Raw genomic sequence first — 23,729 nt, forward strand, 5'->3', positions numbered from 1 at the left:
TTGCTTTTTAATTTTAAACTGCTGTATATTTGTCGCAGAAATGAAAACTCAATTATTAAATAACATGTGGTGGTGGTCGTACTCAATGAGGACGGCATAAGCTATTATTTAATACGATAAGATATCTAAAAGCGCCTGTTCTCTATGTGAACAAGCGCTTTTTTTATTGTCTAAACTCAACCACAATGACCTTTAAAATTAATACTACATCAAAAAAAATACTGGCAGATACATTTACCCCGGTGAGTATCTACTTAAAGCTTCGTGATAAATTTGCGAATACCATTCTGTTGGAGAGCTCCGATTATCATGGAAGTGAAAACAACTATTCCTATATCTGTTGTAAACCCATTGCCGGAATAAAAGTAGAGCATGAAACTATTGTTTGCAACTTTCCGGATGGAACTCGTACGATAAAAAAATTGGAACCAACTGTTTCTGTTCCTGATGAAATAACATCTTTTTGTGATTTTTTTGAAACAGAAACTTCGAATGGAATCCTGAATGGTTTGTTTGGTTATATTGCCTATGATACTGTGCGATATTTTGAAGACATTGATATACAAGTGATAAAGAAAGAAGAGAAAAGCATTCCGGATTGTATTTACAACCTTTATCAATTTGTAATTGCGATTGATCACTATAAAGATGAAATTACAATTTCACAGCATTGTTCTGAAGCTGATGCAAAGGGAATAGAACAATTAGAAGAAATAATAAGCAATAAAAATTTTGCATCCTATTCGTTTACTACAATAGAAGAGGAGCAATCAAACTTTTCTGATGCAAGTTTTCTAGATGTTATTAAAAAAGGGAAAGCGCATTGCAAAAGAGGAGATGTTTTTCAACTAGTGCTATCACGTGAGTTTTCGAGAAAATTTAAAGGAGATGATTTTAATGTTTATAGGGCTTTACGTTCAGTTAACCCATCACCCTATCTTTTTTATTTTGATTATGGCAATTTTAAACTCTTTGGTTCTTCTCCTGAGGCGCAATTGGTTGTAAAGAACAATATAGCCAGGATTAATCCGATTGCAGGTACATTCAAACGGACAGGAGCCAATGATACGGAATTAGCAGAAAAATTAAAAGCAGATGCAAAAGAAAATGCTGAGCATGTGATGCTGGTGGATTTGGCAAGAAATGATTTGAGTCGAAACTGCAAGAATGTGAATGTGGAGAAATTTAAAGACATTCAATATTATTCTCATGTGATTCATTTGGTTTCAAATGTGTCCGGTGAATTGAAGCCGGGTGTTTCGATACTTAAAATGGTGGGTGATACTTTTCCTGCGGGCACTTTGAGCGGAGCTCCCAAACATAAAGCAATGCAATTAATTGATGAATATGAGCGAGGGAATAGAAGTTTTTATGGTGGATGTATTGGATTTTTAGGATTTGATGGTACTTTTAATAGCGCAATCATGATTCGTTCCTTTTTGAGTAAAAACAATACCTTGTTTTATCAAGCCGGAGCAGGGATTGTTGAATCATCCGATGAGCAAAAGGAATTAAATGAAGTGAATAACAAATTAGCAGCTTTGAAAAAAGCCATTGATATAGCAAAGGAGATTTAAGAAATGAAAATATTGGTTTTAGACAACTATGACAGCTTTACGTATAACCTTGTTCATTACTTGGAAAAAGTAAGTGATGCTTCTGTAGAAGTTCATCGTAATGATAAAATTACCTTGAAGGAAATTGACAGGTTTGATAAGATTTTGCTTTCACCCGGACCTGGGATTCCTTCTGAAGCTGGAATTTTAATTGATGTGATCAAAACATATGCTTCATCAAAAAGTATTTTGGGTGTTTGCCTTGGACAACAAGCCATTGCAGAAGCATTTGGTGGAACATTGACGAATATGCCAGAGGTATTTCATGGTGTATCCACACCAATTGAGATTATCGCAGAAGATATTTTATTTCAAAATATTCCTAAACAACTACTTGTGGGTCGTTACCATTCCTGGTGTGTAAACAAAGATACATTGCCGGAGGAATTAGAAATTACCGCTTTGGATGAAACAGGAAACATAATGGCATTGAGACATAAAACATTGGATGTTAGAGGCGTCCAGTTTCATCCGGAGAGTGTTTTAACAGAGCATGGATTGCAAATGATAAAAAATTGGGTTGAATCAGAACAGAAATGAAACAGGTATTAAATAATTTATTTGAACATCAGACACTTTCCAAAATGGAAGCAAAAAATGTCTTATTCAATATTGCTACAGAGAAGTATCCTTCTTCCCAAGTGGCTGCTTTTTTATCGGTCTACCTGATGCGCTCGGTCACGGTTGAGGAATTAGCCGGATTTAGAGAAGCCATGCTGGATATGTGTTTGAAAGTTAAATTTGATACCGATCAAACAATTGATATTGTTGGAACAGGAGGAGATGGGAAGGATACATTTAATATTTCTACCCTCGCTTGCTTTGTGGTTGCCGGTGCCGGTGTTACCGTTACAAAACATGGAAATTATGGTGTTTCTTCTGTTAGCGGATCATCCAATGTTTTGGAAGCCATCGGTTACCGTTTTACGAACGATAGAGCAACATTGCAAAAACAATTGGACAAAGCCGGAATTTGTTTTTTACACGCTCCTTTGTTTCATCCTGCGATGAAAAGTGTAGCCCCTGTTCGCAAAGAATTAGGTGTACGGACATTTTTTAATTTACTTGGACCGATTGTGAATCCAAGTTTGCCTACCTATCAATTATTGGGTGTATATAATTTAGAAATGGCTCGCTTATATCATTACATGCTTCAACAAACTGAAGCAAAATACACAATAGTTCACTCGCTGGATGGATTCGATGAAGTATCATTGACATCTGATTTTAAAATCTATTCTTCTAAAAAAGAACAACTCATCGAATTGTCATCCATTGGTTTTGATAAGGTAGAACAACAAGCGCTTTATGGTGGAGCAACGATTGACGCGGCTGCAAAACTATTCTTGTCAGTTTTAAATGGAGAAGGTACAATTGCTCAAAATAATGCAGTTATAGTAAATGCAGCACTTGCACTTCAGACGGTACAGTCTGAGCAATCTTTTTCTGACTGTTTGCTTCAAGCGAAGGAATCATTGGAATCAAAAAAAGCATTGAAGGCCTATCAATCCTTAATAAATAATTGAAATGAATACATTGGAACAAATTATTGCTCAAAAGAAAAAGGAAGTTGCTGAACGGAAAAGTTTATATCCCGAAAAGCTACTTGAACGCTCCACATTTTTTGAATCGCCCACTGTTTCGTTTAAAAAATATTTGTTACGTACAGATAAACTTGGAATCATTGCCGAGTTCAAACGGAAATCGCCATCCAAGGGAATGATTAACAAATATGCAGATGTCGAGCGAACTTCTATTGGCTATATGCAGGCAGGTGCAAGTGCACTCAGCATACTTACTGATACTGAATTTTTTGGTGGAAAAAATGAGGATTTAACAACTGCTCGCAAATTTAATTATTGTCCTATTCTACGCAAAGATTTTATCATCGATGAATATCAGATTGTAGAAGCAAAATCTATTGGAGCAGATGCAATTTTATTGTTGGCAAATGTATTGAATGCAGATCAGATACATCAATTTGCCCGGTTTGCAAAATCATTTGGTCTGGAAGTGTTATTAGAAGTAAGAGATAAAGATGAGTTGCAATCGGTCAATGAGTTTGTAGATGCAGTAGGAGTTAATAATAGAAATTTAAAAGACTTCACAGTTAATATTTCTCAATCATTTGAATTTGCGAATTTAATTCCTTCTGAATTTGTAAAAATATCAGAAAGTGGAATTGACTCAGTCCAAACAATCATTGAGTTAAAAGATGTAGGTTTTAATGGCTTTTTGATAGGAGAAACATTTATGAAAAACAGCCGCCCAGAAATTGCATGTGCCAATTTTATTAAAGAAGTAAGCGCATTAAAAAATAATTTAATACTCGCATAACATGGAATTGAAATTTAAAAAAGCAACAGAACAAGATGTAACATTAATAGCTCAATTAGCTGATAATATTTGGCGTAGGCATTATATTACAATCATAACCCTCGAACAAATTGAATTTATGCTGAAAACAATGTACTCATCAGAAAGTTTGTTAAAACAAATGAAAGATGGACATCAATTCACTTTAGTTTATGACGGAGCAAAAGCTATTGGATATATAGCCTTGAGTACGAAAGATGCTAAAAACTATTTCTTGCATAAGTTTTATGTTGAGGTAGATGATCAACGAAAGGGCGTTGGCTCAGATTTATTTAAATATGTTTTAAGTCAAATGCCAACTGCTGAAACAATTGAATTAACAGTGAATAGACAAAATTTTAAAGCCATTAATTTTTATTTTAAAAAGGGATTTGTTATTAAAGAAATAGCAGATTTTGATATCGGTAATGGCTATTTTATGAATGATTTTATTATGATTAATAAACTAAAATGAAACTGAAAATATGTGGATTAAAAGATCCCGAAAATATAAAACAAGTAGCGCTTCTCAAACCCGATTATATGGGTTTTATCTTTTATCCCTCCTCCAAACGGTTTGTTGGCGATAATTTCGTAATGCCTTCTATTTCGCCTGAAATAAAAAAAGTAGGTGTCTTCGTAAATGCCAATTCCTCTTATATTATTGATAAAATGGATGAATACAAGCTTGACTTTATTCAATTGCATGGAAACGAAACCGCTGATTTATGCGAAGTATTTAATCATTTTATACCTGTAATTAAAGCATTCGGGATAAATGAAGAGTTTGATTGGAATGTCTTAAATGAGTATAAAGATAAATGTTCTTATTTTTTGTTTGATACCAAAAGCGAACAGTATGGTGGGAGTGGAAAACAATTTGATTGGAATCTATTAGGAAAGTATGAACATCAACTTCCGTTCTTTTTAAGTGGTGGGATTGGGTTGGAGGAAATTGAAATCTCGACAGCTACCGGGATAAAAAATTTAAATTCCAGTAGCTTTCAGGGCGAGAAGTTAAATATTCATTCTATTGATGTAAACAGCAAATTTGAGAATGAATTTGGATTAAAAGACGTTGAAAAATTAAAGAAATTAAAAAATGAATTATCAAGTTAACGAAAAAGGTTATTACGGCAATTTCGGTGGTGCTTTTATCCCTGAAATGCTTTATCCAAATGTGGAAGAGCTTCGCAAAAATTACCTTACTATTATTCAGGAGGAAAGTTTTCAAGCGGAGTTGAATGTGTTGTTGCGCGATTATGTTGGACGACCATCTCCATTGTATTTTGCAAAACGACTTTCTGACCATTATCAAACGAAAGTTTATTTAAAACGTGAAGATTTGAATCATACTGGAGCGCATAAGATCAATAATACTTTAGGGCAGATTTTACTGGCAAAGCGCTTAGGGAAATCTAGGATTATTGCGGAGACAGGTGCTGGACAACATGGTGTAGCAACTGCAACCGTTTGTGCATTAATGGGATTAAAGTGTATTGTATATATGGGCGAAGTGGATATAAAACGGCAAGCACCCAATGTTGCACGCATGAAATTGTTAGGTGCGGAAGTCATTCCTGCCACGAGTGGAAGTAAAACATTAAAAGATGCTACCAATGAGGCAATTCGTGATTGGATCAATAACCCGCTGGATACTTATTATATTATTGGTTCTGTCGTTGGTCCACACCCTTATCCCGATATGGTCGCTCGTTTTCAAAGTGTTATCAGTGAAGAACTGAAAAAACAATTGTTTGAAAAAACCGGCAATGAAAATCCCGATTATGTGATTGCTTGTGTTGGTGGTGGAAGCAATGCAGCAGGAGCTTTTTATCATTTTTTAGAGACTGAAAATGTTCAGTTGATTGCCGTTGAAGCGGCAGGAAAAGGAATTGAATCTGGTCATTCAGCTGCAACAAGTGTACTTGGTAAACCAGGAATTATTCATGGAAGCAAAACATTGTTGATGCAAACAGTAGATGGTCAGATTACTGAGCCATACAGTATTTCAGCGGGATTGGATTACCCAGGAGTTGGTCCAATTCATGCGCATTTGTTTGAAACTGGACGCGCTAGATTCGTCTCAGCAACAGATGATGAAGCATTAAAAGCAGCGTTTTTACTTTGTGAATTAGAAGGAATAATTCCTGCTTTGGAAAGTGGGCATGCATTAGCTTACCTTGAAAAGTTAAATGCGGATTCAAAGGATGTGGTTGTTGTGAATCTTTCCGGTAGAGGAGACAAAGACTTGGCAACGTATTTGGACAAATTAAAGATTGAAAAATAATGAACAAGATTGATCAACTGTTTCAAGCTAAGAAAGAGAATATTCTTTCTGTTTATTTCACAGCAGGTTTTCCAAAGTTGAATGATACTGCTACAACCATTCATGAATTAGAAAGAACCGAAGTGGATATGATTGAAATAGGAATGCCCTTTTCTGACCCTTTGGCAGATGGTCCCACCATACAAAGAAGTAGTGAAATTGCTTTGGAAAATGGAATGACGATAAAATTGCTTTTTGAGCAATTGAAAAGTGTGAATTCAAGAATTCCACTTATTCTGATGGGTTATTTGAATCCTATTTTACAATATGGGGTTGAACCATTTTGTGAAAATGCATCGCTACTTGGTATTTCTGGTATAATTATTCCAGATTTACCCCTTCAGGAATATTTAGAAAATTACAAAGTGATTTTTGAAAAATACAATTTGAAAAACATCTTTTTAATAACACCACAAACCACAGAAGAACGAATTCGTTTGATTGATAAGCATTCTAATGGATTTATTTACATGGTTTCTTCCGCAAGTACAACAGGAGGAAAGAATGAAATTGATATCGAACAAGAACAATACTTCAAAAGAATAAAGGAAATGAATTTAAACAGTCCTACCGTTATTGGTTTTGGAATTCATAATCAACAAACATTTTTAAAGGCTTGTGATTACGCCAATGGCGCAATTATCGGAAGTGCCTTTATTAAATCCATTGAGAAGAGTGAGGATTTGAAAAAGGACATTGCAGGTTTCGTCAACTCTATTTTAAAAGAACAATTAGCAAACGCAGATTCGTTATCCCGATAGCTATCGGGATCTTATTAATTCATTATCCATACCATGATTATTCAATTAGAACAAAACATTTCGCCAAGCGTAAAAGAGAAGATACTTTTTTCAATCAATCGCATTGGCTATAAAATAACAGAAGTAAAAACACAAAAAGGAATTTACTTGGTCTGTATCGGTAAAAACGAATTTGATATTCGTTTGATTGGAAGTCTAGATGGTGTAATGGACGTTCATCGAGTATCCGATAGTTATAAGCTTGTTTCACGCAAATGGAAAGTGAACGCTACGGAAATTGATTTGGGAGATGATGTATTGATTGGTGAAAATAACTTTTCCATCATGGCCGGACCGTGCAGCATTGAAAGTGAAGAGCAAGTTGAAAAAATTGTGAAGCATTTGGTCGCAAACAATATAAAAGTGATGCGTGGTGGTGTTTTTAAGCCACGAAGTTCGCCTTATGCTTTTCGTGGTATGGGGATGGATGGATTAAAAATGTTTCACAGCATTTGCAGGGCCAACGGAATTAAAATCATAACGGAAGTGATGCAAGTCTCGCAAATCGAAGAAATGATTGACTATGTGGATGTTTTTCAAGTCGGAGCTAGAAACTCACAAAATTTTAATTTATTAGATGAACTCGGACGGGTGGATAAACCTGTTTTAATCAAGCGGGGAATGAGCGGTACAATTGATGAATTGTTGCAATCTGCTGAATACATCTTTTCGAATGGAAATGAGCGACTGATGCTTTGTGAACGAGGAATTCGTTCGTATGAGACAGCATACCGAAATACGTTTGATATTAATGCCATTCCAATCTTAAAGGAAAAAACACATTTACCGGTGATTGCTGACCCTTCACACGGAATAGGGATTCGTGAACATGTTCCGATGATTGCCCTTGCAGCCATGATGGCCGGTGCTGATGGCGTGATTTATGAAGTGCACGAAAAACCGGAAGAAGCTGCCAGTGATGGTGCTCAAACCTTAAATTTTGATGAGTCGGAACGTTTGGTCGGTCGATTGAATGCTAATTATAGTCTTAATTTAGTTTGATTAAAATGCATTTAGTCGTATCTTGTTTCTTCAAATTTCTCTAAAATATGCTACGTAAATCGATTGCCTTTATTGCTTGCTTTTCTTTTTTATCAACCACTTCTTTTTCTCAGGATTGGGTTAATAAACTTCAAGATCCTACTGTGAATTTTTATGACGTCCAAAAATCATTTAATGATTATTGGAAAAAGGAGGAAAAGAAAGAAAAATTCAAATCCTTTTTTAATTTTAAAAACAAAACAGAAAAAGAAAGTGAAGGTTATGTGTTATACAAACGTTGGGAACATTTCATTGAACCTCGAGTGTATCCCAGTGGAGATAGAACTTTATTATCGAAAGGCCATGAAGAGCTAGAGAAATTAATTGTGAATCCTGCACAGCGAAGCTCGATGATGACAGGAGGCAACTGGACACCCTTAGGCGCTTTTACAGTACCTACAAACGGTGGAGGAGCCGGACGTTTAAATTGTGTTGCTTTTCATCCTACAAATCCAAATATCATATGGGTAGGTTCACCTGCAGGTGGATTATGGAAATCAATAAATGCAGGATTAAGTTGGACCACTGCGACAGATAATCTTCCAACTTTAGGAGTGAATGATATTGCCATTGACCCGACTAACCCGAACGTCATGTATATTGGAACTGGTGATCAAGATGCCAGCGATACCTATGGGGTTGGCGTTTTGAAATCCATTGATGGTGGTATTTCCTGGGCTATCACTGGATTAAATTGGACAACGAATCAAGGAAGAAGCGTTGGCAGACTTTTAATTAATCCAAATGATCACAATATGATTTTTGCTGCAACTTCTACTGGTGTCTTCAAATCACCTGATGCCGGTATTACTTGGACAAAGGTGCTAGGAACAGGAAATATTAAAGATTTGGAATTTAAACCCGGTGATCCTACCGTAATTTATGCGGCTTCTACTGCAGGTTTTTACAAATCGGTAAATACAGGATTAAGCTTTACAATTGTTTCTACTACTGCAGGTTTACCTTTCAGTTCTTCTATTAATAGAATTGCCATCGGAGTTTCTGCTGCAAACTCTTCATACGTTTACTTATTATATTCGGCTTCTAGAAGTAGTTCATACAAAGGACTGTATTTATCAACCAACTCCGGAACATCTTTTAATTTACAAAGCAGTACACCAAACTTATTTGGATGGGAATATGATGGAAGCGATGGAGGGGGGCAAGGTTGGTATACATTGTCACTAGATGTTTCTCCCGTTGATGCATCGGAAGTAGTTGTGGGCGGTGTTAATATTTGGAAATCCTATAACGCAGGATTAGATTGGAACTGCGTTGCACACTGGTGGGGTGACGGTGGTTTACCTTACGTTCACGCAGATATCCATAGTTTGGCCTATCGACCTGATGGATCTGAGCTTTATGCAACAACTGATGGCGGATTATACGTGACCAATGATGGCGCAAGTAGTTGGCAAGATAAAAGTAATGGATTACAAATTGGACAGATGTATCGTTTGGGAAATTCGGTTACAAATGCAAATCTAGTAATGCAAGGTTGGCAAGACAATGGCTCTAGTTTATATGATGCTGGTGCTTTTAATAGGGTTCTCGGGGGTGATGGAATGGAATGCTTTATTGATTGGAGTGATCCGAATTATGTGTATGGTGAATATCAAAATGGTGGATTACAAGGCTCTGATGATGGTGGAAATAATTTTGATAATCTTGTAAATAATATTGATGAACCTGGACAATGGGTGACACCTTGGATGCAAGATCCGGTTGATCCGCAAACCATTTATGCGGGATTTGAAAATGTTTGGAAGTCAACTAACAGAGGGCTTTTTTGGACGAAGATATCAACCTTCAATTCGAGCGGATTAATTGTATTGGAAGTTGCAAAATCGAATCCGCTTTATATCTATGCTGCAACATCTAGCACAATTTATAAAACAACAGATGGTGGAACGACATGGTCAATTGTCCCTTATCCTTCTTCCAGTGGTTCTGCCTCTATAACTGCAATCGAAGTTTCTACAACTAATCCGAATATTATTTGGCTCACACGTTCAGGATATACTGCCGGAACAAAAGTGTTTAAATCAATTGATGGTGGAACTAATTGGACCAACTTGTCAGGAAGCTTACCTAATATTCCAGTGAATTGTGTGGTTAATCAAACGGGTACGAATGACGGTGTTTATGTTGGAACTGAATTAGGAGTTTATTATATTGATAATGATTTAACGTCTTGGATGCCGTATTCAAACGGATTGCCAAATGTTATTGTGGATGAATTGGAAATTCATTATGGCACAAATAAATTGCGAGCTGCAACCTATGGAAGAGGTTTGTGGGAGTCTACTATTTTTGATCCATTATCCAATTTGCCATTTGCGAATTTTGCTGGTGATACCTTGAGTGGTTGCCCGGGCTTTAATGTGCAATTTTATGATAGCACAATGAATGCCCCAACTGCTTGGAGTTGGTCGTTCCCTGGAGGAACGCCTTCTACCTCAAACTTGCAAAATCCGGTTGTTACTTATAATACCCCGGGACTTTATAACAATGTAACCTTGGTTGTTACAAATGCTTTTGGAACCGATTCGGTAACAAAATACAGCTATATCGCTGTGAGTCCTGCTGTAAAACCTACCATTACGTTATCGAAAAATGATACGATATGTTTTGGTCAAACAATTTTGCTATTAGCAAGTAATGGTAGCAGTCACTTATGGAATCCTACTGGACAAATAACCTATTTAATAAATGTTAGTTCTACAAGTTCTCATTGTGTTACAGTAACAGATGTTTTTGGATGTAAATTGTCATCGGATACAGTTGATATTTATGAAGCTGCTTTGCCTCCGATTCCATCAATTACAATAAGCAACGACACATTGTTTTCAAATTTTCCAACTGGGAATCAATGGTTGAATGGGGGAGTAATTATTCCAGGAGCAACAGATTCCTTTTATGTTTTGCCTTGGTTTGGCTTAACCATCACCTTACAGCAAATTGATAGCGTGACTGGTTGTTTTTCAACTTCAACACCTTTTGTAGGAATTGATGAAATGGGAGAGAATGGTATTTCTTATTCTGTGTACCCGAACCCATCGAATGGAATTGTAAATCTTATTTTTCAGTCGAGTTTTACCAGCGATGTGGTTGTTGAACTTACAGATGTAATGGGACGATTGATTTATACTAAAAAGTACGATTCCTTTAATGGACGCGAGGAAAGTCTCTTGGATGTTTCAACTTACGAAAAAGGGGTTTACCTCTTAGCCATAAAAAACAGTAAAGGTTCAGTTAGCAAAAAGGTGGTGGTGTATTGAGTTTACTCAATCACCAACTTCCCTTTACTAATAAGTGTTCCATTCTGCATAATTTGATAAAAATAAATTCCTTCGGATAGTTTATCTCTTTCGATTAGAAATTCATTGGTATGAATGGAATGAATGGTTTTTACAGTTTTCCCCATAACATCCATCACTCTGCATTCAGCATTTTTTAGTTGAATAAATTCAGCAACATGTATAGTCGCTTTTCCATTCATTGGATTTGGAAAAACAACACTACTCGCATTAACATCATATTCGGTTATTCCCACTGGTGTAGAAACAACAAAACTGGTTGATTCATTATCATCTGGAGCAAATCCAGGAGTGCAAGGCGGTCCACCCAATCCGCTTGTTAGTGTTAACGAAAAGGTGTGGGTACCTGCTGATAACGTTCCTAAATTAAATGTATCAACGGTTGTGCAAATGGCAGACAACATACCTAGGCAATGGTGAGCATAGCCGGTTGTTGAACTTCCAGTAGTGGAATGTCCTTGATTGTCAACTCCACAACCCATTGTGGGAAACATCACATCTACATACACTTTCACTATATCTGTGGTTGTTGGTGCCGCAGGGTCAATCGTGAAACCTTGTATCATTCCTTGTGAAAAAGAAAGGGTAGATAGAGCGCTGGCGAATAGCAATGTGTATATTCTTTTCATTGTTTTTTTATCTAAGTTAATAAAAATAAAATTCCGTGTCAACTATTTTCCCTTCATCCATTTTTCAACTTTTTTTACAAAGTCGGCAATTTGCTGTGCTGGCCATAAGGGCAATTGTTTTCCATCGCTAATTTGACAATACAATGTCATTTGAAACAAGGCGCGCAATGTGCTGAAATAAGGTAAAAGTTTCAACTCTGATTCTGAAAGTTTACGTTGTGTCTGATATCCTCTTAAAAAAGCATCAACTATTTCTTTCGGTTTGTTTTTATGATCATACCATATAAAAACACCGATGTCGTAAATTAAATATCCATCTCCGAAAAAATCAAAATCAAAAAAAGTGATTTGATTGGCTGGTGTTATATGGAAATTTTCTGCTTGTAAATCGCCATGACAAATCCCTCTCGCTAATTGAGTTGTATCAATAGTCGAAAAATGTTCCGTAAAATGATTTTTTAGTTCTACCAGATAATTGTATTCATTTAAATGGTTTACAAGTATCGGTTTTAATACGAATAGTGTTTTCTCAAATTGGTATTCAATTCCATAGTTGTGTGCAGTAACTCCCAATTGTTTGTTAAGAGTGAGTAGATGTATTTTGCCGGTTTGAATGCCAAGTAATTCAGCTTGTTCAAGATTTAATTTTCTAATTTGCTCACCTTCTGCATAGGAAAACAGAACGGCATACCGAACACCTTCCGGAGCTTCCAGGCGCTGTATGAATTGTGAATGAATATCAGTAATTGGAAACGAAACAGAGATGTCATTTTCTTTTAAAAAGTTCAAAAGTTTTAGTTCGGTTTCAATACTATCTTCTGCACGCCAGTTATGTTTATAAACGCGTAAAATATATTTCTTCGTTTTATTTTGAATGAGGTATGTATCATTAAAACCTCTTTTCAAAAAAGTGATAGAAGTGGTGCCGGGAAATGAATAGTTTTTGCAAATGAGTTCCTGCAATGCTTGGGTGGATAAGGAAGAATATTCTACAGGAAAAGCCATATACAAATGTACTATTTTACTGCTTACATACTAAACTGGTTTGTCTTCACGTTCTTGATTAATTTTCAAAAAAATGGATACTCTAAAAACTTCGCTCCGTTATAGCTTTCGTTTCCTTCTCGGACTTATTTTTTTTGTTTTGCTTTATTTGCTATTTGCTTGGCTCTTGCCATTTTGGAAAGTTAATTCTTCCTTTGCGCATGCACAGGATGGAATTGAGATTTATGTTCAATCCAATGGTGTGCATACAGATATTATTATGCCGATTCATTCCAAACAAATGCATTGGGATGAACCACTCCCTTTTTCTGATTTTAAAAATGTGAATTCAAATTATAACTATGTAGCAATGGGTTGGGGAGATAAAGGATTTTATTTGGATACACCTACATGGAACGATTTAACATTTTCTACTGCATTTAAAGCCGCTTTTGGATTGGGAACAACTGCTATGCATGTGACATATAAATATAGGACACCACAACTGAATGAGTCATGTAAAAAGATTGTTGTTACTGAAAAACAATATCAAAAGTTGGTGACAGTTATTCTTGAATCATTTGAGTTAAAAGATGGAAAACCGATTTGTATAAAACACCCCGGCTACACGCAACAAGATTGTTTTTACGAAGCCAACGGAAGTTACAGTATGTTTAAAACCTGCAATGTTTGGACAGGCAATTGTTTGTCTGCTGCAGAAGTTAAAATTGGAATTTGGACTCCATTAGAAAGTGGAGTGGTGCGGCATTTAGAATAACAGAACCCTGAGTTAGTTATTCAGGGTTCCGTCATAGAGTTCTTCTATTGCAGAATTATTTTTCCTGTGGCCAATAAATAATCATCACCTACAATTTTGTATATGTATATTCCATTGCCTAAATAATCTCTGGATAGCTGTGTTTCAGCATTTGTCAGTTCTTCGATGTGTTTTACTTCTCTGCCATTCACATCATACATTGTAAATGAAATTTTAGCGAAGGCATTTAAACTTTCAGGGCTAAAAGCAATTGTTGCATTTTCAACGATGGGATTCGGATATATTTTTAAGCTGGATTTAAATGCATCGATTACTTCAATTCCATTGAAGTTTGGATCATACATCCATAAATCTTTTGTTGTAAGTGAATCATACCCAGTCGCCACATAACCAAAGCTTCCGATTGTAAATCCAACAGCATTGGAACGAGCTGTTCCGGCAAAATTGACAATGCTTGACCATGTGTTGGTTAATGAATTGTATTTCCAAAAATCTTTTCTATTTGATAATGTATTGTCATATCCCGTTCCTACATAAGCATCTGTGCCGAGAACAAAACAGGTTGCTCCATAACGCGGTGTTCCTGCAAATGGGGCAATCGCAGTCCAGCTATTTGTAGTTGCTGAGTATTTAAAAAAATCACCCTTGAAAACACCGTCATCACCTGTTCCAACGTAGGCATTCGACCCAATTGTAAAAGCAACAGGCAATCTTCTTGCTGTTCCGGGAAAAGGAGCTTGAACAATCCAGCTATTGGTTGCAACATTGTACATCCATAAGTCATTTTTGAATCCTGTCGCATCTTGCCCACAAGCAATGTATCCGTTTCCGCCCAGTTCAAATCCGACAGCAGATCTTCTAGCAGTTCCACCAAAATTGGCTTTTTGTGTCCACGTATCTGTTCCCGCATCATATTCCCAACAATCTAAATTAAAAGGATTGGAACCTTGCCCGCAACATACATATCCCTTTGTTCCAATTACGAAAGAGGAAGCCGCATCGCGTGATAATCCCGAGCCAGAAACACCACCAATACTTGTGGTCGCAGTCCATGTATCGGATGTTGGAATGTAAACGCTGAAATTTCTTTTGTATGTTGAACTATCATATCCGGTTCCAAGGTAAGCTCCGGTACCAATTGTAAAAGCCACAGCAGCTGTTCTTGGTGATTGGTTATAGTCTGCTTTTCGGAACCACCATCCTTGGGCAAACGTTAAGGATGGAAGTAGTGTGAAAAGAATAAAGCTAAAAAGGAGATTAGACAATTTCATATGTATAAGAATTATTGTACAATTATTTTTTTAGAGGCAAGGATTCCATTTTTATTTTTAATGTTCAATGAATAGATTCCTTGATTCATCGTGTTTTTATAAATGGTAAATGAAGTTGTTTCAATGTCCGCTGTCGAAATTAACTTTCCTTGTATGTCAGTCAGTTCCCACGAAAGCGATTGCAATGAAATTTTATCAGATAAAATAACAGTTGCTTGTTCCGTCATTGGATTAGGATAAACAGTTGAAAAAACAATGTCGTTATATTCATCTATGCCAACAGGAATAGAAGGGAGGTACTCCCAAAAATCTCTTCTCGTGCCCGTTAAACCCTTACCGGTTCCTGCATACCCTTTTCCACTGATTGCAAATGCTCCAGCTGATCGTCTGGCACCACCGGGAAGTGAAGCTTTCGGAAACCAGTAGTCCAATGCAGCATCGTATTGCCATAATTCATCTTTATATCCTCCATCTGTTCCAAGTAACATATACCCTTTTCCACCAATTGTAAATGAACTGCATGAAAATCTTCCTGTACCCGGAAAGTTGTTTAGTGTCAGCCAGGTGTTTGTTGCTGGATCATATCTGTAAAAATCATTTACCAATATGTTTTCATCTGTTCCCGTTCCGCAATAAGCATAATTTCCAATCACAAATGCGATGGCACCATATCGTTTTGGACCGGGTAGGTCTGCTTTTTGCAACCAGGAGTTGGTGATGGGATCGTATTCCCATAAATTATCAGAGTAATTGGATGGACCATCTTTACCACAAAAGAAATAGCCTTTGCCTAACATTGAAAATCCTGTAGAATAATAGGTTCCCGTTCCTGAATTACCGGGAAAGGGTGCTTTGCTGGTCCATGAGTTTGTTCCCGGATTGTATTCCCAAAAATCGGATTGACGTGTGCCTAAAAATGCATCTGCATTATTTATTCCTGTTCCAACGTACGCTTTTGTTCCAATAACAAAACTTGCAGCATCTCTTCGAGCAACACCAGGGAAATTTGCTTTTTGTGTCCACGAATTTGTTCCCGGATCATATTCCCATAAATCATTCAACATTAAATTTAAGGTGTCTTGTCCCAAACCGATATAGCCTCTGCTGGCAATAGAGAAGCTAACACCACGTTCTCTTTTCGAACCTCCGCAAGATGAACGTTTACTCCAAATATTTTGGGATGACATTTCAAAACTCAAGAGTAGGAGCAATGAAAATAAAAGATATTTCCTTTTTATCATAAGGCAATAAATTTTCCGGTTGAAACACTTGTGTTATTTTGGAATTCAAAAAAGTACATTCCTTTTTTCAAATCACCGCGTTCTATTTTTATTTCATATTCTGAAATATTGGTTATTGTGCGAACGGTCTTTCCAGTGATATCCATGATTTTAATGGATGCTCCTTTTTCGAAAACAATCTCTTGTGAAATAGAAAATGTAATTTCATTTAGAAATGGATTTGGAAATGTTTTTACAGAATGATCGAATACATTTTCTGCAACGTCAGCTGCAATGAAATTACCATATTCCCATAAGTCGTTGTAGTTGGTTCCACTCGTTCCAAACACACCATATCCTCTTGTTCCGATGGCAAAGCAATTCATGTAACGTCTGGCAGAGCCACTGAAATCAGTAATTTGAAGCCATGTGTTCCCAATTGGGTCATACTCCCAAAAATCCTGATAGTTGGTTCCACTCTGAAAATCGCAACCCGTTCCAACATACCCTTTACCATTGATGCTAAATGCACCAGCTTCCATTCTTGGCAGACCCGGCATTGATGCTTTGGCGGTCCACGCATTGGTAGCAGGGTTATATTCATACAAGTCACCATTCGGTCCTCCGTCATCGCCTGTAGCAACATATCCTTTGGAGCCAATTGTGAATGCAACTGCAGAAATCCTTGGTGTGCATGGAATAGGGGCAATGGCTAACCATGAATTTGAAACAGGATTGTATTCCCAAAAATCGGTAGAATAGGATCCTGTTCCGATATATCCTTTCCCGCTTACAGCAAAGGCTACAGCGCCTCTTCTTGCCATCGCTGGCATGGATGCCATAGGAGTCCAGCTGTTGGTAGCCGGACTGTATCGCCATAAATCAGTTTGTTCTACATAGGAATTATTTCTGCCTGTGCCAACATATCCATAATTTCCAATTGTAAATCCGGTTGGATGCATACGCGGTCCGGGAGGGAAACTTGCTTTTTGTGTCCATGAGTTTGTTCCTGGATCATATTCCCACCAATCGTCATAAATAATATCGGTTATAGCATTGATATGTCCCATACCTGCATACGCTCTACTACCAATAGTGATGGCAACACCTCTATGTCTTCCAATTGCCGGTACACTTGCACGTTGTGTCCAACCATACGCTAAATTTGGCGGTGGTGGTGGTGGTGGGCAAGTAACGCACGACAAGGTACCAATCCAGCCGGCATCAGTAATGGAGATGTCGGAAGTAAAAGCAAAGGTCATACAACCCGAAGAGCAAGTGAGTGTTCCGGGATTGGTGGTTCCTGTAAACGGACTGCCTGCAATTTGAGGTGAACTTGTGGAAGGGCCATCGTAGACAGCTAAATAATCAAATCCTGATTCAAGGGCAAATGAGCTGAATGTGATACTCACACAATTGGTTGTACCGGAACAAATGGTTTGTACAAAATTCGAGTTGTCAACATAAAATCCTGTTCCACCCGGATCCATATAGGTTCCACTGCAAGTTGTAATAGGTGTACTACTCATTATGTATGTTTGAGCATATATAGGAATTGTAAGTACGAACAAAAGTGGGGAGAGTAGTTTTGTTACCATGTATTAGTTTTTAGTGATACCTAGGCTGTCGAGTTCTTGCAATGTGATGGTTGGTAATCCACCGGTTTGTTTCATTTTTGAATGGCAAATGTTCCGGTAATTTTAGCCGCTTCTTCCGATGAAAATGCATTATTTCCCGCAATTCCCGGAATAATCGGTTGATGTATGTTTCGTTTACCATCCACATAAATATCGTATCCCCATCCAACAGATTTGCCGGATGTTATATCGATTACTTCAAATGTTTTTAGTTCGAGCGATTGTGATTGAATAGTAGGAGGAGTTGGAGTATTCTCTTGTATTTCTTCAGCAGGAAGAGCAAGTGTTTGAGTAGGGGAATTCCCTTTCTCTTGTGGATTAGAGCATGAAGACAGACATGCAACCAAAAATAATCCACGAATGGAATAGATTGAAATTCTGAAATTCATAGCGATTGAGTAGAGTAATTTACTATAAAGCTAATGTAAAATTTAGGTTAATCAAATATTTTTTGTGTTTTTATTTTGCACATGAACAGGGGTGAATTGATATGAACACCTGTTTATAACCATTTGAATATAAATGGGGTAAGAATTTGACTTTTACCTAAATTCTTTTTACTTTTATGATATCAATTCATCACTTCGTGACTTCAAAACGATTTAAATATTGTTTGTCAGTTGTATTCTGTTTTCCTGCTTTTGCTGTTTTTTCTCAAACAAATGCAGCCGGAAATCAGTCGGTGGTAACTATTGTGGGAGATGCACCTCAATCAAACACAGAGAATGATCCACACGATTTTATTAATTCCAATCCTTATTCAGAACCGAACGAACCTCAAATTCAACAGCAAGTATCTGCTCAATACATTGAACCTACGCTGGAAAATGGTTTTCATATTCGTTTTGAACTAAATCAAGCTTCCCAAGAGTACACGATTAAAAAGCCGGATACATCTGCATTATCGTCAGGTTTTACTACCTCTTCTTCTTCTGGTGGCGGAGCTTCGGTTGGCAAATCTAAAAAGCATAATCCTTCTCTTGAAGAACGGGCTTTTAATACCAAAAAACGTTTCAGAACATGGTTCCCAAAACGTAAAAAACGTTACCGCCCTCATCTATGTGGTAGATTTTAACCAGCCAGTTGGCAGACACCTCTGATACCTTTTATAGTTTTCATTATTATATGAAGTAGTTTGGCTTTATATATGTATTGCTATATTTGTAACACATGAGATGGATTTTAAAAGTATTTTTTAGTTTATATTTTAGTTCTATGTTTTTCTGCATGAGCAGTCAAACAATCGGAAAAGAATACCCTGCCGGCAATGGCGGTAAAATTTTTCTTCCCCAAGGGGATATTTCTTTTGCGGATGAAGTTGTAGACTTTAAAAGAGGAGAGCCGGATGCCGTTACTGAAGCTTGTGATTCCATGTTATCTATTGGTATTGCCGATTTTGCAGGTGTAGCATCTAATTTCACCTCTTTAGGTTGTGGTGGAACACTTACTTTAAGGTTTACCGACAATGCCCTCATCAATATTGAAGGTCCCGATTTATACGTTTTTGAAGTTGGAAAATACATTGAAACGACACAACTTTATGTATCGAAAGATGCTAAAAACTGGATTTCGGTTGGAGCAATCAGCGGTGGCGTTTCTTTGGTGGATATTGGAGATTCGGTAAAACAATTTGATGTATTCCATTATGTAAAATTGGAAGATTTAAAAACGGATTGCAAAGGCTCATGGCCCGGTGCCGATATTGATGCCGTTGCAGCAATTGGTTCTGGACCACAAATTACACTTAGCAGTGCCGTCCTTTTCGATTTTGATAAATATGAGTTGTTGGCGAATTCCAAACTAGAATTGGATAACCTCATCGAACAAATAAAAAAGCAAAACCCTTCAAAAATTATTATTGAAGGACATACCGATAATATTGGTCAGGAAAACTATAATCAAACACTATCTGAAAAACGAGCAGGGGCGGTAAAAGACTATATTCTTTCAAAAGTCGTGATGAGTAAATCGAAGGCAAAATCCATCGGTTATGGCAGCTCTTTGCCAGTCGCCCTTAATGAAACAAAGGAAGGACAAGACAAAAACCGCAGGGTGAGCATTATCTTGATACCATAACTTTGGTGTGCGGCACTTCTGTTTTTAATAAAAACGGTGTTACAAATCTATTCGTCTATAAAAAGCGTTCATTCGTTGCTTTTTTTTATCTTTGCATTCCAAAATAAAAAACATTCGTTCACAATGAAAAAATTAGGTTCACTTACTTTACTTATCGCTTCCCTTGTTTGTGCAAACATCGCTGTGGCTCAATCAGATAAAAAAGTAGATCCATATGTTGCGGATCAAAATTTCATCAATGGGAATTATGAAGCGGCACTCGAAGATTATTTGCTGCTGCTGGATGATACAAAAACCGATAAGTACAATTATAACATTTCGATTTGTTATTTGAATACCAATATTAACAAAACCAAAGCGATTCCTTATTTGGAAATCCTTACCCGCAAGCCGAAGTACGACCCTAATTCCATGTATTTGTTGGGAAGAGCATATCATTATGCCTACCGTTTTGACGATGCAATTAAAGCATTTAACACCTTCAAACAAACCGGAAGAGGGAATGCTGATAACCTGAAAGATGTGGATCGTCAGATTCAATTTTGTATCAATGCAAAAGAGTTGATGAAGTTTCCAGTAGATGTGAAATTTGAAAACCTTGGCCCAAATGTGAATTCACCTTATACAGATTATTATCCATTCGTTCCAAGTGATGAATCGTTTATTATGTTTAATACACGTAGACCGGACGAAGGTGCTGAGCGTGTAAAAGAGGATGGTACGCATCCTGCAGCCATTTATGTATCTAAAGTGGTAGATGGTGCTTTCGTAAAATCAAAAAACATCGGTCCACCTATCGCTAAAAAAGACGGGGAACAAGAAATTATTGGTTTGTCAGCCACCGGAGAAATCATGTTGCTGTACTACACGAATTTAAAAGGAGTAGGTGATATTTATAGTACCACCACCGATAAAAACAAGAGCTTTAAACCTGCTGATAAATTGGATGAAAACATTAATTCATCAAAAGCAGAAGAAATTGCAGCATGTATTAGTACCGATGGTTTGATTTTATATTTTGCAAGCAACCGTGAAGGTGGCAAAGGTGGAACGGATTTATATTTCAGTCGCAAATTACCTAACGGAATGTGGGGGCCGGCACAAAACATGGGTGATGAAATCAATACACCTTTTGATGAAGATTTTCCGAACGTTTCTGCTGATGGGAAAGTGATCTATTTCAGCTCAAACGGTCACACCACAATGGGTGGTTATGATATTTTTAAGGCAGAATGGAATGCCGAAACAAAACAGTTTTCGAATCCTAAAAACGTTGGATATCCAATCAATACTCCTGAAGATAATTACAATTTCCGAATCTCCAGCAATGGTCGCTTTGGTTATATTTCAGCTTTACGCGAAGGCGGTTTAGGTGATTTGGATATTTATCGTGTTACGTTGAACGAAGTGGAGCCACAATATTCAGTTATTAATGGTGACATTACTTCCGCAGACTCAACTCAAAAATTAAATTTCCCGGATGTGTTCATTACCGTTTCTGACAGTAAAACACAAGAAGTAGTTGGGACATACATTCCCAATCCGAATTCCGGACGTTATGTAATGGTTTTAGCACCGGGTAACTATGAGATGAATGTGGAAGCGAACGGATTCCAAACCATCACGGAGAAGATTACTGTCTTAGATAAAAGTTCCTTTAAATTTGAAATTTCAAAACATATACAACTCAAACCCGAAGGATTTCAAACAAAATAATTCACAAAAAGCATCGCAAATAAAAGCGGTGCTTTTTTATTTTAGACTGGTTTTATTCGGTAATTTTGTATTCTAAATTTTTTGTATGAAAGCCAACATTGTTGAAACTTCTCAAAAACGAATCGTTATTGTAGGAGGCGGATTTGGCGGACTTCAATTAGCCCGTAAATTATTAAAATCAGATTATCAAATTGTGCTGATTGATAAAAACAATTATCATCAATTTCAACCTTTGTTTTATCAAGTAGCTACTGCCGGATTAGAACCCAGCACGATTGCCTTTCCTTTTCGTAAAATTTTTCAAAACAGCAAAAATATTCACGGTCGAATCGCTGCAGTTAATAGTGTTCGTACAGCAGATAATCAATTGGATACATCAATTGGTGTAGTGGATTACGATTATTTAGTAATCGCAATTGGAGCCGACACCAATTTTTTTGGAAACAAAAAGATGATGGAACTGGCCTATCCAATGAAATCGGTAGGGGAAGCTTTAACATTGCGGAATACCATTTTGCAAAATTATGAAGATGCATTATCCGAATCCGATAAAGAAGAAAGAAAACGATTGATGAATGTGGTTGTGGTTGGTGGTGGAGCAACGGGAGTGGAGGTTGCAGGAACATTAGCCGAGATGCGTAAAAGCATTTTACCCAAAGATTATCCGGAATTGGATTTTAAAATGATGCAAGTGTATCTTTTGGAAGGTTCGCCAAAAGTATTAAATGTGATGTCGGAAAATGCTTCTTCAAAAGCTGAAGAATATTTAAAAGGTTTAGGTGTGAATGTATTTTTAAATTCAAGGGTGAAAGATTACGATGGGAAAAACGTGTTTTTGGAAAATGGAAAAGAGATTCCTACAAAAACATTGGTATGGGCTGCAGGTGTTATCGGAAACAAAATACAAGGTTTAAATCCTGAAGTTGTTGCACCGAATAATCGAATTAAAGTGAATCGAAACAATCTAGTGGAAGGATATTCAAATATTTATGCAATTGGTGATATTGCGTTGATGACAGAAGATAAATTTCCGAAAGGACATCCGCAAGTTGCTCAAGTTGCCATACAACAAGCGGTTGCATTGTCACTGCATTTTAACAACTTACTTAATAATAAAATATCCAAAGAATTTTCTTACAAAGATTTAGGCTCCATGGCAACCATTGGAAGAAATAAAGCTGTAGCTGATTTTCCAAAATTTAAGTTTGCCGGCTTTTTTGCTTGGCTGATATGGATGTTTATACATCTTATGTCCTTAGTAGGCTTCAAAAACAGGCTGTTTGCTTTTATTAACTGGGCATGGAGTTATATCACATTTGATCAATCTTTACGTTTAATAATGAAACCATCCTCCAATAAAATGAAGGATGATGAAAAAACAAAAACAACATGAGTTTTGAAAAACATTTTTTAGAAAACACCGTTGGCGTATTTACAAATTACAGAACATTAGCCGAAAAGTCGTTTGCTCAATTGAGTGAAGATCAATATTTTCATTATTCACCGGATGCAGAGTCGAATAGCATAGCGATTATTATGAAACACATGGCTGGAAATATGATTTCTCGTTGGACTGATTTTTTAACGACTGATGGAGAAAAACCAACAAGAAACAGAGATGGCGAATTTATTGAAGGAAAGGAAACAAAAGAAGAATTACTAGCTTATTGGAATAAAGGGTGGGACGTGTTTATGAATACATTAACATTTCTAAGGGAAGAAGATGTATTAAAAACGATTACCATCAGAGGAGAAGCGTTAACAGTAACACAAGCATTAAACCGACAAACAGCGCATTATGCATACCACATCGGGCAAATTGTTTATCTGGCAAAACATATAAAAAGCAGTGACTGGAATTCGTTGTCTATTCCTAAAAATAAATCTGCCGAACACATGAAAGGTAGCTATCTTGATAACATAAAGTAATGTTTTTGGGTTGTCATTCCGATCGAAG

The 23,729-nt window shown here is 36.8% G+C and carries 22 protein-coding genes; 16 read left to right on the forward strand and 6 right to left on the reverse strand.

What is annotated here, in order from left to right; translation table 11 throughout:
- Positions 1–185: 185 nt before the first annotated feature.
- Genes IPP64_06790 through IPP64_06835 form a run of 10 tightly spaced genes read left to right on the forward strand, consistent with a single transcriptional unit; the run spans position 186 to position 11,422 of the window.
- On the forward strand, positions 186–1,577 hold the full coding sequence (locus IPP64_06790; protein MBL0329113.1) for a chorismate-binding protein: 1,392 nt from the start codon (positions 186–188) through the stop codon (positions 1,575–1,577).
- A gap of 3 nt (positions 1,578–1,580) precedes the next feature.
- Positions 1,581–2,156: an aminodeoxychorismate/anthranilate synthase component II gene (locus IPP64_06795; protein MBL0329114.1), complete on the forward strand. Its 576-nt coding sequence runs from the start codon at positions 1,581–1,583 to the stop codon at positions 2,154–2,156.
- The gene (gene trpD / locus IPP64_06800; GenBank protein MBL0329115.1) at positions 2,153–3,142 is read left to right on the forward strand and encodes an anthranilate phosphoribosyltransferase; all 990 of its coding nucleotides are present in this window, start codon (positions 2,153–2,155) and stop codon (positions 3,140–3,142) included. Before IPP64_06795 ends, trpD begins: the two co-directional genes overlap by 4 nt.
- Before the next feature lies 1 nt (position 3,143).
- The gene (trpC, locus tag IPP64_06805) at positions 3,144–3,953 is read left to right on the forward strand and encodes an indole-3-glycerol phosphate synthase TrpC (protein ID MBL0329116.1); all 810 of its coding nucleotides are present in this window, start codon (positions 3,144–3,146) and stop codon (positions 3,951–3,953) included.
- 1 nt (position 3,954) lies between these two features.
- Positions 3,955–4,446, forward strand: a complete 492-nt coding sequence (locus IPP64_06810) for a GNAT family N-acetyltransferase (GenBank protein MBL0329117.1) — start codon at positions 3,955–3,957, stop codon at positions 4,444–4,446.
- Positions 4,443–5,090 (forward strand): phosphoribosylanthranilate isomerase, encoded by a 648-nt coding sequence (locus IPP64_06815; protein ID MBL0329118.1) that lies wholly within the window; start codon positions 4,443–4,445, stop codon positions 5,088–5,090. The genes IPP64_06810 and IPP64_06815 overlap by 4 nt, the downstream gene beginning before the upstream one ends.
- Complete coding sequence (gene trpB, locus IPP64_06820) at positions 5,074–6,261, forward strand: tryptophan synthase subunit beta (GenBank protein ID MBL0329119.1); 1,188 nt, start codon at positions 5,074–5,076, stop codon at positions 6,259–6,261. The genes IPP64_06815 and trpB overlap by 17 nt, the downstream gene beginning before the upstream one ends.
- Positions 6,261–7,061, forward strand: a complete 801-nt coding sequence (locus IPP64_06825) for a tryptophan synthase subunit alpha (GenBank protein MBL0329120.1) — start codon at positions 6,261–6,263, stop codon at positions 7,059–7,061. Before trpB ends, IPP64_06825 begins: the two co-directional genes overlap by 1 nt.
- 33 nt (positions 7,062–7,094) lie before the next feature.
- A complete protein-coding gene (locus IPP64_06830; protein MBL0329121.1) occupies positions 7,095–8,102 on the forward strand; it encodes a bifunctional 3-deoxy-7-phosphoheptulonate synthase/chorismate mutase in 1,008 nt (335 codons plus the stop codon).
- Positions 8,103–8,149: 47 nt separating this feature from the next.
- The gene (locus IPP64_06835; protein ID MBL0329122.1) at positions 8,150–11,422 is read left to right on the forward strand and encodes a T9SS type A sorting domain-containing protein; all 3,273 of its coding nucleotides are present in this window, start codon (positions 8,150–8,152) and stop codon (positions 11,420–11,422) included.
- 2 nt (positions 11,423–11,424) lie between these two features.
- On the opposite strand, the gene IPP64_06840 is transcribed toward IPP64_06835, so the two are convergent.
- On the reverse strand, positions 11,425–12,090 hold the full coding sequence (locus IPP64_06840) for a T9SS type A sorting domain-containing protein (protein MBL0329123.1): 666 nt from the start codon (positions 12,088–12,090) through the stop codon (positions 11,425–11,427).
- Positions 12,091–12,132: 42 nt separating this feature from the next.
- On the reverse strand, positions 12,133–13,095 hold the full coding sequence (locus IPP64_06845) for a phosphotransferase (protein MBL0329124.1): 963 nt from the start codon (positions 13,093–13,095) through the stop codon (positions 12,133–12,135).
- A gap of 73 nt (positions 13,096–13,168) precedes the next feature.
- Between IPP64_06845 and IPP64_06850 the strand changes: the two genes are divergently transcribed.
- Positions 13,169–13,852, forward strand: a complete 684-nt coding sequence (locus IPP64_06850; GenBank protein MBL0329125.1) for a TIGR02117 family protein — start codon at positions 13,169–13,171, stop codon at positions 13,850–13,852.
- Positions 13,853–13,896: 44 nt separating this feature from the next.
- On the opposite strand, the gene IPP64_06855 is transcribed toward IPP64_06850, so the two are convergent.
- The 4 genes from IPP64_06855 to IPP64_06870 form a co-directional block, all read right to left on the reverse strand.
- Positions 13,897–15,123 carry a T9SS type A sorting domain-containing protein gene (locus IPP64_06855; GenBank protein MBL0329126.1) on the reverse strand — a complete coding sequence of 409 codons (1,227 nt, stop codon included), beginning with the start codon at positions 15,121–15,123 and terminating at the stop codon, positions 13,897–13,899.
- Between the two features lie 11 nt (positions 15,124–15,134).
- Positions 15,135–16,310 (reverse strand): T9SS type A sorting domain-containing protein, encoded by a 1,176-nt coding sequence (locus IPP64_06860; protein ID MBL0329127.1) that lies wholly within the window; start codon positions 16,308–16,310, stop codon positions 15,135–15,137.
- Between the two features lie 50 nt (positions 16,311–16,360).
- Positions 16,361–17,941 carry a T9SS type A sorting domain-containing protein gene (locus IPP64_06865; GenBank protein ID MBL0329128.1) on the reverse strand — a complete coding sequence of 527 codons (1,581 nt, stop codon included), beginning with the start codon at positions 17,939–17,941 and terminating at the stop codon, positions 16,361–16,363.
- 71 nt (positions 17,942–18,012) lie between these two features.
- Positions 18,013–18,369: a DUF4907 domain-containing protein gene (locus IPP64_06870; GenBank protein MBL0329129.1), complete on the reverse strand. Its 357-nt coding sequence runs from the start codon at positions 18,367–18,369 to the stop codon at positions 18,013–18,015.
- Between the two features lie 224 nt (positions 18,370–18,593).
- On the opposite strand from IPP64_06870, the gene IPP64_06875 reads away from it, so the two are divergent.
- The 5 genes from IPP64_06875 to IPP64_06895 all read left to right on the forward strand — a co-directional run bounded on the left by IPP64_06875 (position 18,594) and on the right by IPP64_06895 (position 23,701).
- Positions 18,594–19,055, forward strand: coding sequence for a hypothetical protein (locus IPP64_06875; protein ID MBL0329130.1), 462 nt, complete (start codon positions 18,594–18,596; stop codon positions 19,053–19,055).
- A 152-nt stretch (positions 19,056–19,207) separates the two neighbouring features.
- A complete protein-coding gene (locus IPP64_06880; protein ID MBL0329131.1) occupies positions 19,208–20,056 on the forward strand; it encodes an OmpA family protein in 849 nt (282 codons plus the stop codon).
- Between the two features lie 123 nt (positions 20,057–20,179).
- Positions 20,180–21,772: a PD40 domain-containing protein gene (locus IPP64_06885; protein MBL0329132.1), complete on the forward strand. Its 1,593-nt coding sequence runs from the start codon at positions 20,180–20,182 to the stop codon at positions 21,770–21,772.
- Positions 21,773–21,857: 85 nt separating this feature from the next.
- Positions 21,858–23,165 carry an NAD(P)/FAD-dependent oxidoreductase gene (locus tag IPP64_06890; protein ID MBL0329133.1) on the forward strand — a complete coding sequence of 436 codons (1,308 nt, stop codon included), beginning with the start codon at positions 21,858–21,860 and terminating at the stop codon, positions 23,163–23,165.
- On the forward strand, positions 23,162–23,701 hold the full coding sequence (locus IPP64_06895; protein ID MBL0329134.1) for a DUF1572 family protein: 540 nt from the start codon (positions 23,162–23,164) through the stop codon (positions 23,699–23,701). Before IPP64_06890 ends, IPP64_06895 begins: the two co-directional genes overlap by 4 nt.
- Positions 23,702–23,729 lie beyond the last annotated feature (28 nt).

Source organism: Bacteroidota bacterium, assembly GCA_016722565.1.
In the GTDB taxonomy this organism is placed as follows: Bacteria; Bacteroidota; Bacteroidia; order 2-12-FULL-35-15; family 2-12-FULL-35-15; genus 2-12-FULL-35-15.

Coding starts and splice junctions, on each gene's coding strand:
- IPP64_06810 (MBL0329117.1), top strand. CDS start 3,955: ATGGAATTGAAATTTAAAAAAGCAACAGAACAAGATGTAACATTAATA.
- trpD (MBL0329115.1), top strand. CDS start 2,153: ATGAAACAGGTATTAAATAATTTATTTGAACATCAGACACTTTCCAAA.
- IPP64_06855 (MBL0329126.1), bottom strand. CDS start 15,123: ATGAAATTGTCTAATCTCCTTTTTAGCTTTATTCTTTTCACACTACTT.
- IPP64_06870 (MBL0329129.1), bottom strand. CDS start 18,369: ATGAATTTCAGAATTTCAATCTATTCCATTCGTGGATTATTTTTGGTT.
- IPP64_06865 (MBL0329128.1), bottom strand. CDS start 17,941: ATGGTAACAAAACTACTCTCCCCACTTTTGTTCGTACTTACAATTCCT.
- IPP64_06795 (MBL0329114.1), top strand. CDS start 1,581: ATGAAAATATTGGTTTTAGACAACTATGACAGCTTTACGTATAACCTT.
- IPP64_06845 (MBL0329124.1), bottom strand. CDS start 13,095: ATGGCTTTTCCTGTAGAATATTCTTCCTTATCCACCCAAGCATTGCAG.
- IPP64_06840 (MBL0329123.1), bottom strand. CDS start 12,090: ATGAAAAGAATATACACATTGCTATTCGCCAGCGCTCTATCTACCCTT.
- IPP64_06825 (MBL0329120.1), top strand. CDS start 6,261: ATGAACAAGATTGATCAACTGTTTCAAGCTAAGAAAGAGAATATTCTT.
- IPP64_06880 (MBL0329131.1), top strand. CDS start 19,208: ATGAGCAGTCAAACAATCGGAAAAGAATACCCTGCCGGCAATGGCGGT.
- IPP64_06890 (MBL0329133.1), top strand. CDS start 21,858: ATGAAAGCCAACATTGTTGAAACTTCTCAAAAACGAATCGTTATTGTA.
- IPP64_06850 (MBL0329125.1), top strand. CDS start 13,169: ATGGATACTCTAAAAACTTCGCTCCGTTATAGCTTTCGTTTCCTTCTC.
- IPP64_06895 (MBL0329134.1), top strand. CDS start 23,162: ATGAGTTTTGAAAAACATTTTTTAGAAAACACCGTTGGCGTATTTACA.
- IPP64_06860 (MBL0329127.1), bottom strand. CDS start 16,310: ATGTCATCCCAAAATATTTGGAGTAAACGTTCATCTTGCGGAGGTTCG.
- IPP64_06885 (MBL0329132.1), top strand. CDS start 20,180: ATGAAAAAATTAGGTTCACTTACTTTACTTATCGCTTCCCTTGTTTGT.
- IPP64_06815 (MBL0329118.1), top strand. CDS start 4,443: ATGAAACTGAAAATATGTGGATTAAAAGATCCCGAAAATATAAAACAA.
- IPP64_06835 (MBL0329122.1), top strand. CDS start 8,150: ATGCTACGTAAATCGATTGCCTTTATTGCTTGCTTTTCTTTTTTATCA.
- IPP64_06790 (MBL0329113.1), top strand. CDS start 186: ATGACCTTTAAAATTAATACTACATCAAAAAAAATACTGGCAGATACA.
- IPP64_06830 (MBL0329121.1), top strand. CDS start 7,095: ATGATTATTCAATTAGAACAAAACATTTCGCCAAGCGTAAAAGAGAAG.
- trpC (MBL0329116.1), top strand. CDS start 3,144: ATGAATACATTGGAACAAATTATTGCTCAAAAGAAAAAGGAAGTTGCT.
- trpB (MBL0329119.1), top strand. CDS start 5,074: ATGAATTATCAAGTTAACGAAAAAGGTTATTACGGCAATTTCGGTGGT.